The sequence below is a fragment of the Acinetobacter sp. WCHA39 genome, from assembly GCF_002165385.1.
Classification (GTDB): Bacteria; Pseudomonadota; Gammaproteobacteria; order Pseudomonadales; family Moraxellaceae; genus Acinetobacter.
Genome location: NZ_NHRP01000012.1, coordinates 17575 through 31765, shown reverse-complemented (window position 1 = coordinate 31765; position 14191 = coordinate 17575). Strand labels below are relative to the sequence as shown.

Genomic DNA, 14191 nt, shown 5'->3' with positions numbered 1-14191 from the left:
CTGTTAAGTGGTTTAACGAAACTAAAGGTTTTGGTTTCATTCAAGCTGATTCTGGTCAAGATGTTTTTGCTCACTTCAGCGAAATCCAAAGCAAAGGTTTTAAAGTATTACAAGAAGGCCAACGCGTTTCTTTCGTACTTGGTCAAGGTAAGAAAGGACCACAAGCAACGCTCATCACTGTTATCTAATTTTTAGACCAGTAAAAAAAGCCCACATATGTGGGCTTTTTTGATGTTTTTTATGTGCGAGAAAAGCATCAAAATAATTTTTAAATATAATTATTTGATTGAGATAAATGAAATTTTACAATTTTTGAAATGCTAAAAGCGATTGTTTTTTAATAGGATTTTTTAGTAATACAACTATTCGCCCCCAATTTTTCATCTACAGTTAGATAATGTTTGTGCCGAAAAAGTAAAGTGGTGTATATTAAATAATAACTAGAAGAATAACACTGTTGATTCAGAAAATCTTTCATCTCGTAGTTTAGATAAACCTTTCGTGTTATCAGATTTAATCTCAGAGTTTATGATTCCAAGTTACTTGCTGCTAAGCATTCCAAATATTTCTAATAGGTTAAATATATGTCTAACACTGTGACTGGTACAGTTAAATGGTTCAATGAAACTAAAGGTTTTGGCTTTATTCATGCAGATTCTGGGCAAGATGTATTTGCTCATTTTAGTGAAATCCAAAGTAACGGTTTTAAGGTTTTACATGAAGGACAACGTGTCTCATTCACTATTGCTGATGGTAAAAAAGGACCTCAAGCAACTGGTATTACAGTAATTGCTCAAAACTAAACATCTGAATTAAAAAAGCTCACAATAGTGAGCTTTTTTAATTTTCGGATAGTATCTATAAATTTTAATCATCATTATTTCTTGTAATGTACTTATTTTTGTCACAATTTAACCTATTGGTTAAAAAATTGCTCTAGCATATTATTAGACTTTTTGCTAATTTTAACTGGTGGATTATTTAGGCAAATTAACAATTGCCGTACATTAAATGAGCGCAAAGTTATGGAAAACTTAGAGCAATTGACTCAAGGGCTTGAGCAAGAAGTTCATGTACATTGTAAACGATCTATAGGTACGTTGTTGTTTAGTTTCCTAGTTTTGATCGCAACGAGCTTCTAGTGAAAAAAGCACCTTAGGGGACTGCTGTCTCACAAATATAACAAAAAGAACCTCAACTGAGGTTCTTCTTGTTTATTACACTTTTTGTCAGGTAAAAACAAAGCCTTCAATGGTTTCCTTTCAAATAAATTCACCTGAATAATTCTTAATAATCTTTGAACACTCCATCCTTCTTGTGCCATATGTTTCGCAAAACTCACCAGTAAATACGCGATTAGTGCAATCCATATTTGTGTTTGTATCGCATTGCGGCTACGGCCTGGAAACGATTTCAATTTTAGGTTTTGCTTGATCGCTTTAAAAAATAGTTCTACTTTCCACAGATCTTTATAAATTGCAGCAATGGTAGATGTAGCTAAATGAAAGTTATTACTTAAAAACTTAAACGTTCTTTTCTTTTTTTCATCATAAAACTTTAAACGTCTTAATCGCTTAGGTGCACCACGCTTTTTAGCATGATCACTACTCAACTCAATATATTCATCCGCAAGAATCCCCTTACTAGCGAACACATCTTGTTTTGATTTCACCTCATAAACTGTCTTTGATCTCAACCGAGTAACAAAGCTGAAATTTTGGTTGGTCATTTCTGCAAACCATTGATAATCAACATACCCTTTATCAAATACAACGATACTTCCAGGCGGGAATTTAAGTGTTCTGCCTTGAACCATGTCATTTTCAATACCATCACCAAGCGCAACAAACTCAGGAATAGTGTTGCTATGATTTAATCCAACTGTAAGTTTTATGCTTGCTTTGGACTCATGTACTTTTGCCCATTCACACAATGACAGTGAAAGATCAATATGACTCGCATCAATTGAATAGAGTTGATTTTTAAATCGAAATTTATGAGCAATCTTGGAATTTTCACGATGTTGAAGTAGTTGGATAAACAATTGTTGATACAAGCGAGCGGGTTGTTCTTGATTGATTCTTGCTAACGTACTTCGTGCAATTCTTTGGGTACCAAGGTGATAAAGCTTTTCCTGTTGTGATTCGAGATTAGATTCAATATTAGATTCAATATCCCTCAAGCTTTGACGGCATGATGGTTGGGACATTAATATTGCAATAAATTGATCCCATCGTGTTGCTGATCTTAATTTTTGTCCTTGATGGTATTGTTTTGCAAGACGTTCAAAATCTTGTCTCAAAATGGGCTGGAGTAATTGATGAAATACCGTATTCTGATGTAAAAAAACCTGAATCCTTGTAGTTGAAGTGTTTGTTCGCACTTATATTTTAACTACTTTGGACTCAGGTTTTTTTATTTAAGTCTAACTATGGGACAGCAGTGCCTAAGCTGCTTTTTAGAATGATTAATGATGACGATGTTTTTTCTTTTTCCAATGACGTTTGTTATCTTGGCGATTGTCATAATCACGATCTTGACCAACTTGACGACCTAATGCTGCACCGCCCGCTGCACCAGCTGCCGCTCCGATATATCCACCTGTGGTTCCACCTACATTTTTACCTAAAGTGTAGCCACCAACACCACCTAGACCACCGCCAATCGCAGCTTCAGTACGAGTACGTTTGCTACTTGCAGCCGCCGCACCACCAGCACCACCGACAGCAGAGCCAATCATCGCACCATTATTACCACCAATTTCTTTACCAATTGCTGTACCAACAACACTACCTAAAGCAGAAGTTGCTGCAACACGTGTGGCATTATCAGCATACACGCTGGTTGCTAGAGTTGAGCTTGCTAAAATTGCGCTCAATAACAAAATATTCGCTTTCATTCTGACTCCATGTTCCCAGTAATGGGACATCTTTTTAATGACTGCAAATGTAACAAAGTTTGAGAAAGAAAATATGGAGATGCCGACAGAAATTATTACTACTTAGTAAGGAGAATGTAGTGTTTTGTTAATAACAATCCTAAATAACGTGAAATAAATATTTGTAATCAATCAAATACTGATTTAATTCAAAAAAAGAGGCTTAAACGACAAGCACTCTTTAATGGATTGTAATTAATCTAATGGAACTTTCTTACTCGACTCTTCTTCTAATTTGGGTTGATGAGAATTTATTTCTTGTTGATGACGTAAATGATCGAGATCACGAATGTTCTTTTGGGTCGCTGTGACGCCAAACAGACTGAGTAAGAAAGACATAATGTAGTACCCTTTTTCACTTAAAGTGAGCGTAGCATTAGTTAAACTAAATAGTAATAATCCAATGCAAATACCAACTGATGCCCAACAAAGCGCAACATAAATCATAGTTACAGGTATTTCTTCTAATTGATCCCGTAATGTTTTTTGTAGTGAGATCGTGGAGAACAGTCCATATAATAGAATGATCAAATAATAGCCTTTTTCATGCAGAGGCATTTCTGCATTCCACAATCCAATCATAAAACCAACAACACCAATAAGAACCGCAAGCCAGCTTGCGGCTGTGAAGGCGAGTGTAGGGCGGTTTATTAAATTACTCATGGTTTATCCTATTGTTTTATCATTCTAATTTATCTTTGATTATTTATATCGAAGCTCAGGTAAGAGAACAACCTATACATACTAAAAAAACGCAGAATTTGTGATGAAATAATAGGGGATTGGTAAGTTACCTAGTTTCTCTATGTCTTTTAAGCCCTAGAATCTGTAAACTATGCGCAATTTTTTGATTTTGCTCGTGCTTCATTATTTTGATCGGCACTGAGTCTTTAGTTTTGAGATATTCCGCCCATGAAAGCATCACTCCGTTTAAGACTAGATCAACTTTGTGATCGTCACGAAGAGCTGACTGCATTGCTCGCTGATGTAGAAGTAATTTCGGACAATAAACGTTTTCGTAAATTGTCTCGCGAACATAATGATTTAACAGAAATCACTGAGGTTTGGAGCAAATATCGTCAAGCTGAAGAAGATATTGAAACGGCTGAAATAATGAAATCAGATCCCGATTTCAAAGATATGGCTGAAGAAGAAATTAAAGAAAATAAAGCGCTTCTCGTTAATCTCGAAGAACAATTAAATGTTCTAATGATTCCGAAAGATCCAAATGATGCAAATGCAGCCTATCTTGAGGTGCGTGCGGGTACAGGTGGTGATGAAGCTGCGATCTTCTCGGGTGATTTATTCCGTATGTATAGCAAATATGCTGAAACACAAAGTTGGCGTATTGAAGTACTTTCTGAAAATGAAGGTGAGCATGGCGGTTATAAAGAAATCATTTGCCGTATTGATGGCGAAGGCGTCTATGGTCGTTTGAAATTTGAGAGTGGTGCACACCGTGTTCAACGTGTACCTGCGACTGAATCTCAAGGTCGTGTACACACTTCAGCGTGTACTGTTGCGATTCTGCCAGAAGTGGATGTAGATACCACAGTTGAAATCAATCCCGCCGATCTGCGCATTGATACCTATCGTGCATCAGGTGCAGGCGGTCAGCATATTAACAAAACCGATTCTGCGGTGCGTATTACCCATATTCCATCGGGTGTGGTAGTGGAATGTCAGGAAGAGCGTTCGCAACATAAGAATAAAGCCAAAGCGATGGCATTGTTAGTCTCACGTTTAGAAAATGCTAAACGTGCAGCCGCTGATGCAGCAACTTCAGAAATGCGCCGTGACCTCGTCGGTTCAGGTGATCGTTCTGAACGTATTCGTACCTATAACTACCCTCAAGGTCGTATGACCGATCACCGTATTAACCTGACTTTATATAAGTTAGATGCAATTATGGAAGGTGATTTAACGGAATTGCTGGATAGCTTACATCGTGAATATCAGGCGGATCAGTTGGCGATGCTTGCACAGGAAAATGGCGGCTAATGAATATTGCTCAAGCCTTAGAAATCAAAGGTGAAATTGATAGCTATGAACGTCAAGAGGCGGCATGGCTACTTGAACACCTACTAGGTATCAATGCTTTAGAACTCAAATTAAGACTTGAGCAAGAGTTGACTGAAATACAGGAACAGGCTTTTTTAGAAGGGCTTGCACGTATTGAACAGGGTGAGCCTTTGGCTTATGTCACAGGTTCACAACCTTTTTGGACGTTGGATTTAAAAGTCACCCATGACACTCTAGTGCCACGCCCAGATACCGAAATTTTGGTTGAAACGGTGCTCAAACTGCCACTCGATCAACACGCGAATATTGTTGACCTAGGCACAGGAACAGGCGCAATTGCTTTGGCGCTCGCAAGTGAGCGTCCGCAATGGCAAGTCACTGCAACTGATATATACGCACCAACTTTAGATGTGGCGCAGGACAATGCAGTTCGACACGGGCTGATGCAAGTGAAGTTCGCTTGTGGGGCTTGGTTCGAGGCTTTAGAGCAGCAACAGTTTGATTTGATTGTCTCCAATCCGCCGTATATTGATCCTGAAGATGTACATATGCAAAAGCTCAAGTCTGAACCTGAGCGTGCTTTGATTGCTGATAAGAAGGGTATGGCGGATATTGAAACCATTATTACCCAAGGCAAAGATTGGCTTAAACCCAATGGTTGGATTGTGCTTGAGCATGGCTATGATCAAGGCCAAGCGGTACGAGATATTTTTGAACAACAAGGTTTTAAGCAGATTCAGACTATCAAGGATTATGGTGGCAATGACCGTATCAGTCTAGGACAAAAAACTATTTAAGCTTCTATTTTACTAAATAGTGTTTTCGCACGATACGCACCGGGACTAACTCCTGTCCATTTTTTAAAAGCGCGATGAAATGCACTTGGATCATGAAAACTTAGATCATCACTAATACTTTGGATAGAGTCATTAGTTTTGCTGAGTCGTTCAATTGCAATATCACAGCGAATATCATTTTTAAGCTGCTGATAACTCACACCTTCTTGTTTTAAACGGCGTTGAATTGTTGCTGTTGACATATTTAGTTGTTGGGCAATTTCTTTGAGTTCATCCCACTCTGAGGGTGGTTGTAAAAGCAGTTGACGACGGATTTGCAAGCTTAAAGAATTTTCATTTTTAAAGCGAACAATTAGGTTGTAAGGCGTTTGTCTGAGAAAGTCATTTAAAGCCTGTTTGTCTTTTTTGATTTTGTGTTTGAGGTAGTTTGCATCAAATTCAATGAGATTTTGATCAGCATTAAATTGAATATCTTCGCAAAAACGAACACGATAATCCTGTATTTCGACAGGTTGATGACATTTAAAGGTCATTTTCTGAAAAGGGATGCGCTGGTCACTTAGCCAACACATTAAACTATGGACTAACATCAAATAGGTCGAATAAGTAAACATTCGTTTAGGATGTTCACGGTCATGCAAAATTAAGTATGCTTTTGCACCTTGTTGAATCAACTCACCTTGAATGTCATCCAACACTAAACTCAGAAACTTTAAGATTTCTTGAATAGCTTGTTCTAATGTTTCTGCACTGAATGCCAACTTTGCCAATAAGCTATAGCTTCCTCGACGCATTGGATGGCGATCCATTCCTAGAAACTCATCATTCATATGTTCTGCTAGCTCAATCCACAATCGTGCACATTGCATCACTGGAACACGGGCTTTGGTTGAACTGAGCAGTTCGACTGAAACGCCTGCTTGATTAGCGATATGGAGAATATCTAAACCTCGACTTGCTGCAACACTCAATGCTTCACGAATTAAAGCAATTGAAATTGTATCCTTAGCAGAATTAAGATCGACATCGGTGCTTTTGTTCATATAAAAATGAAATATAGAAGAGTAAATAGGTTGAATGCTCAAAAGTCGCATCACTTTTGCTACTTTTAGGAATTGTATCGGAAAAAACTTGGCTTTACTCTCGCTTATAAAAATTTATATCTTTAATTTAAGAGGAAATTTAGATGAAAATTCAAGGAAAACATTTTGTTATTACTGGTGGTGGCTCTGGTTTAGGTGCTGCAACAGCAGAGGTTCTCGTTAAACAAGGTGCGACGGTTACCTTAGTCGATATGAACACTGAAGCGGGTGAACAACAGGCACAAGCATTAGGTGCACAAGCTGAATTTGTAAAATTAGATGTAACTGATGAGCAAGCTGCAGAGCAATTCTTTAAAGATGTTGTTGCAAAACATGGTGCGGTATATGGGCTAATCAACTGTGCAGGGATTGGACCCTCAGCAAAAGTTGTGGGCAAAGAATCTGTACATGATTTAGCTATGTTCTCAAAAACCTTACATATCAACGTGACGGGTACATTTAACATGTTGCGTTTCGCAGCAGATGCAATGAGTAAAAATATTGTTGCTGAAGGCGATGAAGATCGTGGGGTGATTGTAAATACAGCTTCAGTTGCTGCTTTTGATGGGCAAATTGGACAAGCGGCTTATTCTGCATCAAAAGGTGCTGTAGTTGCGATGACGCTTCCGATTGCGCGCGAGTTAGCACGTCATCAAATTCGTGTTTTAACCATTGCACCAGGGATTATGGAAACTCCAATGCTGAAAGGCTTACCGCAAAATGTACAAGATGCCTTAGGGCAAATGGTGCCTTATCCATCACGTTTGGGACGTCCTGAAGAGTTTGGTCGTTTGGTTGCACATATTGCTGAAAATTCATATTTAAATGGTGAAGTGATCCGCTTAGATGGCGGTATTCGTATGGCTGCGAAATAAATTTATTTAAATCATTTATAGATTTATTTATAAAACAGTTGTGAATGAAAATTTACAACTGTTTTTGTTTTGATATGGTTTATTCATAAACTAGCTTTGAGTTTTAGTCATTTCTGCTGGTTTTTGTACAATTTTGCAAATCATTCATTCACTCAATAAGGGGTGTATAGATGAAATATCCAATTTTGATCTGTTCTGCATCTAGCTTGTTTTTAAATGGTTGTGTTGGAAATATGAATCCAACAGGCGGCAACTCAAATCCTCATTCTTCCAACTGTACGTTCACTTATGCAGTAACTTAAATCATGCATGTCATGCGTCAATGAAGGTGCCCCTAAGCGAGCATGGTGCTGCCAATAAATAGCTTTTAAATCAGTATATTTCTGATGGACATACATCTGTCGCTTTCGCCAAGCATAGTATCCCGAAGTGCTAACACTTAGACATTTACAGGCACAAGAAACCGTAACCTTAGTCACAGCTATAAGCTGTTAAAGTCGATAAAATATGTGATTTTGTAATCACTTCGAATATATTACTTAATTATCGGATCATAAAATCAGCATTAGGTTTATATATGCATATTGATTTAAACAGCGACTTAGGCGAAAGCTATGGTGCTTGGAAAATGGGAAATGATGAGCAGATTCTTGCGATTGTGAGTAGTGCCAATATTGCATGCGGTTTTCATGCAGGCGATCCTGTCAATATGTTAAATACCTTAAAACAAGCGGCTGCTCAAAATGTTAGTGTGGGAGCGCATGTTTCGTATCCAGATCGGGTTGGTTTTGGTCGCCGTAATATGGATGTATCTTATGATGAATTATACGCAGACGTGCTTTATCAAATCTCAGCGCTGCAAGGGTTGGCTCAAGTCGCTGGAACAAAAGTGACTTACGTCAAACCACATGGTGCTTTATATAACACTATTGCCACCAATTTAACTCAAGCTCAAGCAGTGATTGATGCAATACAGCATTCAGATAAAAAATTAGTGTTAGTTGCATTGGCGGGTTCGCCTTTAATTAATTTTGCTCGTAAGCAGGGAGTTGGCGTTATTTCTGAAGCGTTTGCTGATCGTGCTTATCATCGTAATGGTGAACTAGTTTCACGCCGTTTAGAAGGTGCTGTTTTATATGATGCAGAAGTCGTAGCTCAACGTGTACTGAGCATGATTCAGAACGGAGGTATTGAATCGATTGAAGGGGATTTCACTACAATTCAGGCAGATACCATTTGTTTGCATGGTGATACCTTTGGGGCGGTACAAATGGCAGAAACGATTCGCCAAGTATTGTTAGAAAATCAAATTGAAGTTCGTGCTTTTAGTCTTTGAATGAGTTTTAAACATTTTAAAAGAGCTGTTTTATGCGATTTCTATCCGTTAATTTAGATTGTTTTTTGATTGAGCTTGAAAGTTTAGAAGAAACAATGGCGGTTCATTACTGCTTAAAACAAGCACAGCATCCTCATATAAAAGAACTTATTCCTGCGGCACGTAGCATACTGATTTATTTTGATTCGTTATTGGTCGAGATGCATACAGTGATCCGATGGATTTCAAGCCAAAAAATCAGTCAGGATACTTTGCGTCAAGGGAAGGAAATCGTTATCGGTGTGCGCTATAACGGTATTGATTTAAATAATGTTGCTGAATATTTAGGAATAAGTACTGAACAAGTCATTCAGAAACATACCAACTCTTATTGGCAAGTTGCATTTATTGGCTTTGCTCCCGGCTTTGCTTATCTAACCAATCCTGAGCAAGTATTTAGGAGTATTCCACGCTTAGCATCACCACGTAAAAAAGTTAGTGCAGGGGCAGTAGGTTTAGCAGGCGAATATAGCGGTATTTATCCTCAAGATAGTCCGGGAGGATGGCAGTTGATTGGACAGACTGATGAGATATTGTGGGATATTCATCGACAACAGCCTGCTTTATTACTGCCGAGTGATCATGTCATCTTCAAGGATGATAGTCATAATCCAACCCAAATTTGTGTGCCTGCTCAGAGATTTTCTCAAAGAAAATCGATTAAAAAACCTGCTGTGTTACGCGTTAAAAATGTTGGCTTACAAGTATTGATCCAAGATGAAGGACGTAAAAATTTAGCTGAGCTAGGCGTGGGGCGGGCAGGTGCTATGGATCAAAAGGCATTTCGTCAGGCAAACTTAATTGTTGGCAATCCACAGAATGCAGCCGTCATGGAAGTTTTAAATGGTGGATTGCGATTACAGGTTTTAGAAGCAACAGTTATTGCTGTGACAGGTGCGGAAACGGAAGTATGGATTACTTATATTGGCGCGGATAAAGTTAAAGTGGCTTTGTATCAGCCGATTGCTTTAGATTATGGTGATGAAATTTATATTTCAGCACCGAGTGCAGGGATTCGTAATTATATTGCGCTACGAGGCGGTATCGCTGTTGAGCAAGTACTAGAAAGTGCTAGTTATGATTCTTTGGCTGAATTGGGTACAAAACCAATTCAAGTGGGTGATGAGATTCATTTTGCCCAATTAAAAACGCAGCCTGTCAGCTTAAATCTAATACCGATTAAATTACCTAAACGAGATGAGATTATTGAAATAGATCTCGTGTTAGGGCCGCGTACAGATTGGTTTGCCGAAGAAAGCCTTGATTTATTGTTTAAACAAACTTGGTTAGTGAGCACAGAGAGTAATCGAATTGGATTGAGATTAGTGGGTGATCAGCCTTTAACGCGACAATTCGAGCAAGAATTACCGAGCGAAGGTTGTTGTACAGGTGCTTTGCAAATTCCTCCAAATGGTCAGCCTGTATTATTTATGAATGATCATCCTATTACAGGGGGTTATCCTGTGATTGCGGCGGTCGCATCCTATCATTTGGACTTAATTGCACAGATTCCAGCTGGTTGCCATATTCAATTTCGTAAAATTTATGATTTCATGGATGTCAAAAAAGATGCATAAAAAACATAAGCTGCTGATTGCGAATCGCGGAGAAATTGCTGTACGCATTATTCACGCATGTAAAGATATGGATATTACATCAGTGGCGATTTATGCAGATGATGATATTGCCAGTTTGCATGTTCAACTTGCAGATGAAGCTTGGGCATTATCAGGACAAACAGCACAGCACACGTACTTAGATATCAATAAAATTATTGATATTGCGTATAAAGCCCAAGTGACCATGATTCATCCTGGTTATGGTTTTTTATCAGAACGTGCCGAATTTGCCCAAGCTGTGATGGATGCGGGGCTGATTTGGATTGGACCATCTCCTGAAACTATCCATAAACTTGGTGACAAAATACAAGCGCGTAAAATTGCACAGTCGGTAAATGCACCTTTGGTTCATGGTACTGAACAACCACTTCAATCAGCTCAAGAAGCCGTATATTTTGCGAAACAGTATGGTCTGCCGATTGCGATAAAAGCTGCTTATGGCGGTGGTGGACGTGGTTTAAAAGTTGCTTGGCAATTGAATGAAGTTGCCGATTTATATGAATCGGCTGTGCGAGAAGCATTCGCTGCTTTTGGTCGAGGAGAATGTTTTGTTGAACAATATTTAAATAAGCCTCGGCATTTGGAAGCACAAATTATTGCTGATCAACAGGGACATATTGTCGTTGTAGGAACGAGAGATTGTTCTTTACAACGCCGTAATCAAAAGCTAGTCGAGGAAGCACCTGCACCATTTATTAATGAGCATATTGAAGCTCAGTTAGTGCAATCTGCTATTGCAATTTGCCGCGCTGCAGATTACGTCGGGGCAGGTACCGTCGAGTATTTACTTAGTCAAAATGGTCAACTTTCGTTCTTAGAGGTTAATACACGTCTACAAGTTGAGCACACAGTTACTGAGCAAACTACGGGCCTAGACTTAGTTGTAGAACAAATTCGAATTGCTTTAGGTCAACCACTTTCGATTCAAGAAATGCCAAAACCAATAGGACATGCAATTGAATTCCGAATTAATGCGGAAGATCCAGCACGTGGTTTTATCCCAGCATTTGGACAGCTTACTCGTTTTCACCCACCATCAGGAATTGGTATTCGTCTTGATACGGGGGTGATGACTGGAAGTGTTGTTTCAAGTCATTTTGATTCTTTAATTGCGAAATTAATTGTGACTGGTGCAACCCGCGAGATTGCAATTCAACGGGCCAAAAGAGCGCTTGCCCATTTTGAAATAGAGGGCATTGCTTCAGTATTACCATTCCATCGTGCAATCCTGTCAGATGCTGACTTTATTGATGAATTTAAAGTACATACACGTTGGATTGAACAAGATAGTCGCCATGATTATCCTCACTATTCACGTAGTAAACTGAGCAATCAAGTTGAATTACAACGTTATCCAATTGAAATAGATGGAAAGTTGCATCAGATTGGCTTACCAAATGGATTTTTTAGTTTAGTCGGGACACCCCCACCAAATCAGAAACAAAATGATTCTGATCAGAACCCAAGTAGTAATAGTGTCTTAGCACCGATGAGTGGTGTAATCACCGTGTGGAAAGTTCAAGAAAATGATCATGTAAACCAAGGTGAGACAATTGCAATTATGGAAGCAATGAAAATGGAGGTCCCTGTGATTGCTCCACAAACGGGGGAAATTCAAAAGCTGATAGAGATTAATCAGACTGTTGAAACGGATTCAAAAATTGCTGAGATAAATTAGAGTTTTTGTATATAAGACAGCTAAAAGATATGCCATTAAATCTCTAAAATGAGATCTAATGGCTTTGGCTAAATTAACGACGTTTATTATAAACTGCCAGAGCAGCAGGTAAATTTTTACGCATATCACTAATACGTTGACTATTTGATGGGTGAGTTGATAAGAATGATGCACCACCAGCACCATCTACACGATCCATTTTTTCCCAAAGACTAATTGCTGCATTTGGATTATATCCTGCTTTTGCCATCAGCATTAACCCACCAAAATCAGCGCGACTTTCTAAATTACGAGAATAGGGTAAACCAATACCAATTTGACTACCTAAAGCAATTGCCGCATTACCTGCTTCACCAATATTCGCACCCGCATAAGTCGTACCAATCCCAATCGCTAAGTTTGTAAGTGCTTGTGCACCAATTTTACTTTTGGCATGTTCTTCTAAGGCATGGGTCATTTCGTGTCCCATAATTGCTGCGATTTCATCATTGGTCAAATTCAGCTTGTTCACAATACCCGTATAGAAAACGACCTTCCCACCTGGCGCAACATAGGCATTTACAGTATCTGATTTTAGTACTGCTAACTGCCAATCAAAACGCTGACCGGTTTGGTTCATTTGGTCAGCATACGGTTTTAAGCGCAAAAATACTGAATTAATACGTTGATAAGTATTTGAGCTCATATCCAATTGATTCTTGGCACGAGCTTCCTGTGTCATCTTTGCAAAGCTTTGAGCGGACTGAGCATTTAATGTGGCACTGTCAGCACCTGCCATATCTGCAAATGATGCACAACCTGAAATCGTTATTAAAGTCATTGCACAAAGGCTTAAAGCCAATTTTTTCATACTTATTTGCTCCAAATCAGTATCTTATAAATATACCCATGATTAACAAGAATTATAAAAAAAGTTCGCAAGGCTTTATATTCTGATTATCTCTATAATCATAGTAATTATGTAAGCAGAATTGATGAAAAGTTAAATAGCTTAGCTTCATCTGGATAAAATTAAAGCCAGTGGTTTGCACTGGCTTTGAAATTAGCTTAAAGCTAGAGGGGATTAATCCTCATCATCAAATTCATCTTCAGAAAATGCGTTATCATCTAAAGAAGTATCAAAAATTAAAATTGCTTTACCATCAGTTTGAATCATGCCTTGATCTTCAAGTGTTTTTAAAACACGACCAACCATTTCACGTGAACACCCCACAATACGACCAATTTCTTGACGTGTAATACGAATCTGACGACCATTCGGTAGAATCATTGCCTCAGGCTGCGCAGATAAGTCAATTAAACAACGAGCAATACGACCAGATACATCGATAAATGCTAAGTCAGTGACTTTACGCGTTGTATTCTTCAGACGGCGAACAAGCTGAGCAAATACAGCATAGCTCAGGTCAGGGTATTGTTTGCTGAGTTCGTGGAAATTTTCATATGAGATTTCTGCAATTTCGCAAACATCTCGAGTACGTACTTCTGCGGTACGTTGAGGGTTATTTTCAAACAGCCCCATTTCACCAAAGAAATCACCTGGATTGAGATATGCAACAACAATCTCACGCTCATCATCTTCACGTAATATGATTGACACTGAACCTTTTAATATTAAATACAGTGATTTTGATTCCGTTCCAGCGTCAACAATCGTGGTGCGTTTAGGGTATCTATTAATATGAGCACGTTTTAGCAATGCTTTAACTGACTCAGGTAATTGACCTGGAGACAACGCATCAGTGCTAAGATGTGAAAAATTTGAAGTCATGCTTAAAATTTCCGAATTTGGATAAAACCGATCG

15 protein-coding genes and 1 pseudogene are annotated in these 14191 nt (G+C 38.6%); 9 read left to right on the top strand and 7 right to left on the bottom strand.

Annotated features, from left to right (window positions below):
* On the top strand, positions 1-188 hold a 188-nt coding region (locus CDG56_RS07890; RefSeq protein ID WP_087545211.1), incomplete at its 5' end, for a cold-shock protein.
* Positions 189-584: 396 nt separating this feature from the next.
* On the top strand, positions 585-803 hold the full coding sequence (locus CDG56_RS07885; protein ID WP_004661818.1) for a cold-shock protein: 219 nt from the start codon (positions 585-587) through the stop codon (positions 801-803).
* Positions 804-1171: 368 nt separating this feature from the next.
* Here the strand turns inward: CDG56_RS07885 and CDG56_RS07880 are convergent, their stop codons facing one another.
* From CDG56_RS07880 to yiaA, 3 genes are all read right to left on the bottom strand, one after another.
* Positions 1172-2356: an IS4 family transposase gene (locus CDG56_RS07880; protein ID WP_143225701.1), complete on the bottom strand. Its 1185-nt coding sequence runs from the start codon at positions 2354-2356 to the stop codon at positions 1172-1174.
* Positions 2357-2467: 111 nt separating this feature from the next.
* Entirely contained in the window at positions 2468-2899 is a 432-nt protein-coding gene (locus CDG56_RS07875) for a hypothetical protein (RefSeq protein WP_087547513.1), read from the bottom strand.
* Between the two features lie 234 nt (positions 2900-3133).
* Positions 3134-3601 (bottom strand): inner membrane protein YiaA, encoded by a 468-nt coding sequence (yiaA, locus tag CDG56_RS07870; protein ID WP_087547512.1) that lies wholly within the window; start codon positions 3599-3601, stop codon positions 3134-3136.
* Between the two features lie 249 nt (positions 3602-3850).
* Here yiaA and prfA point away from each other — a divergent pair, with 249 nt between their 5' ends.
* Together prfA and prmC are read left to right on the top strand one after the other, a co-directional pair.
* Positions 3851-4939, top strand: a complete 1089-nt coding sequence (gene prfA, locus CDG56_RS07865) for a peptide chain release factor 1 (RefSeq protein ID WP_005159595.1) — start codon at positions 3851-3853, stop codon at positions 4937-4939.
* Positions 4939-5757: a peptide chain release factor N(5)-glutamine methyltransferase gene (gene prmC, locus CDG56_RS07860; RefSeq protein WP_087547511.1), complete on the top strand. Its 819-nt coding sequence runs from the start codon at positions 4939-4941 to the stop codon at positions 5755-5757. Before prfA ends, prmC begins: the two co-directional genes overlap by 1 nt.
* Here the strand turns inward: prmC and CDG56_RS07855 are convergent.
* Complete coding sequence (locus tag CDG56_RS07855; protein WP_087547510.1) at positions 5754-6851, bottom strand: AraC family transcriptional regulator; 1098 nt, start codon at positions 6849-6851, stop codon at positions 5754-5756. The two genes, prmC and CDG56_RS07855, sit on opposite strands and share 4 nt — an antisense overlap.
* A 92-nt stretch (positions 6852-6943) precedes the next feature.
* Between CDG56_RS07855 and CDG56_RS07850 the strand changes: the two genes are divergently transcribed.
* Together CDG56_RS07850 and CDG56_RS17450 are read left to right on the top strand one after the other, a co-directional pair.
* Positions 6944-7714, top strand: coding sequence for an SDR family NAD(P)-dependent oxidoreductase (locus tag CDG56_RS07850; protein WP_087547509.1), 771 nt, complete (start codon positions 6944-6946; stop codon positions 7712-7714).
* Positions 7715-7884: 170 nt separating this feature from the next.
* Entirely contained in the window at positions 7885-8016 is a 132-nt protein-coding gene (locus tag CDG56_RS17450) for a hypothetical protein (RefSeq protein ID WP_256415116.1), read from the top strand.
* On the opposite strand, the pseudogene CDG56_RS07845 reads toward CDG56_RS17450, so the two are convergent.
* A pseudogene (locus CDG56_RS07845) lies at positions 7978-8184 on the bottom strand (IS3 family transposase); the annotation flags it as partial. The gene CDG56_RS17450 and the pseudogene CDG56_RS07845 sit on opposite strands and share 39 nt — an antisense overlap.
* A gap of 107 nt (positions 8185-8291) precedes the next feature.
* Here CDG56_RS07845 and CDG56_RS07840 point away from each other — a divergent pair.
* The 3 genes from CDG56_RS07840 to CDG56_RS07830 are packed head-to-tail and all read left to right on the top strand — an operon-like array spanning position 8292 to position 12386.
* Positions 8292-9050, top strand: a complete 759-nt coding sequence (locus tag CDG56_RS07840; RefSeq protein ID WP_087547508.1) for a LamB/YcsF family protein — start codon at positions 8292-8294, stop codon at positions 9048-9050.
* Positions 9051-9082: 32 nt separating this feature from the next.
* The gene (locus CDG56_RS07835; RefSeq protein ID WP_087547507.1) at positions 9083-10666 is read left to right on the top strand and encodes an urea amidolyase family protein; all 1584 of its coding nucleotides are present in this window, start codon (positions 9083-9085) and stop codon (positions 10664-10666) included.
* Positions 10659-12386: an acetyl/propionyl/methylcrotonyl-CoA carboxylase subunit alpha gene (locus CDG56_RS07830; RefSeq protein ID WP_087547552.1), complete on the top strand. Its 1728-nt coding sequence runs from the start codon at positions 10659-10661 to the stop codon at positions 12384-12386. The genes CDG56_RS07835 and CDG56_RS07830 overlap by 8 nt, the downstream gene beginning before the upstream one ends.
* Positions 12387-12459: 73 nt before the next feature.
* Here the strand turns inward: CDG56_RS07830 and CDG56_RS07825 are convergent, their stop codons facing one another.
* Positions 12460-13236, bottom strand: a complete 777-nt coding sequence (locus tag CDG56_RS07825; protein ID WP_005159604.1) for a M48 family metallopeptidase — start codon at positions 13234-13236, stop codon at positions 12460-12462.
* 213 nt (positions 13237-13449) lie between these two features.
* The gene (crp, locus tag CDG56_RS07820; RefSeq protein ID WP_004662603.1) at positions 13450-14157 is read right to left on the bottom strand and encodes a cAMP-activated global transcriptional regulator CRP; all 708 of its coding nucleotides are present in this window, start codon (positions 14155-14157) and stop codon (positions 13450-13452) included.
* Between the last annotated feature and the right edge of the window lie 34 nt (positions 14158-14191).

Coding starts and splice junctions, on each gene's coding strand:
- CDG56_RS07875 (WP_087547513.1), bottom strand. CDS start 2,899: ATGAAAGCGAATATTTTGTTATTGAGCGCAATTTTAGCAAGCTCAACT.
- CDG56_RS07830 (WP_087547552.1), top strand. CDS start 10,659: ATGCATAAAAAACATAAGCTGCTGATTGCGAATCGCGGAGAAATTGCT.
- CDG56_RS07850 (WP_087547509.1), top strand. CDS start 6,944: ATGAAAATTCAAGGAAAACATTTTGTTATTACTGGTGGTGGCTCTGGT.
- CDG56_RS07825 (WP_005159604.1), bottom strand. CDS start 13,236: ATGAAAAAATTGGCTTTAAGCCTTTGTGCAATGACTTTAATAACGATT.
- prmC (WP_087547511.1), top strand. CDS start 4,939: ATGAATATTGCTCAAGCCTTAGAAATCAAAGGTGAAATTGATAGCTAT.
- yiaA (WP_087547512.1), bottom strand. CDS start 3,601: ATGAGTAATTTAATAAACCGCCCTACACTCGCCTTCACAGCCGCAAGC.
- prfA (WP_005159595.1), top strand. CDS start 3,851: ATGAAAGCATCACTCCGTTTAAGACTAGATCAACTTTGTGATCGTCAC.
- crp (WP_004662603.1), bottom strand. CDS start 14,157: ATGACTTCAAATTTTTCACATCTTAGCACTGATGCGTTGTCTCCAGGT.
- CDG56_RS07840 (WP_087547508.1), top strand. CDS start 8,292: ATGCATATTGATTTAAACAGCGACTTAGGCGAAAGCTATGGTGCTTGG.
- CDG56_RS07855 (WP_087547510.1), bottom strand. CDS start 6,851: ATGCGACTTTTGAGCATTCAACCTATTTACTCTTCTATATTTCATTTT.
- CDG56_RS07885 (WP_004661818.1), top strand. CDS start 585: ATGTCTAACACTGTGACTGGTACAGTTAAATGGTTCAATGAAACTAAA.
- CDG56_RS07835 (WP_087547507.1), top strand. CDS start 9,083: ATGCGATTTCTATCCGTTAATTTAGATTGTTTTTTGATTGAGCTTGAA.
- CDG56_RS17450 (WP_256415116.1), top strand. CDS start 7,885: ATGAAATATCCAATTTTGATCTGTTCTGCATCTAGCTTGTTTTTAAAT.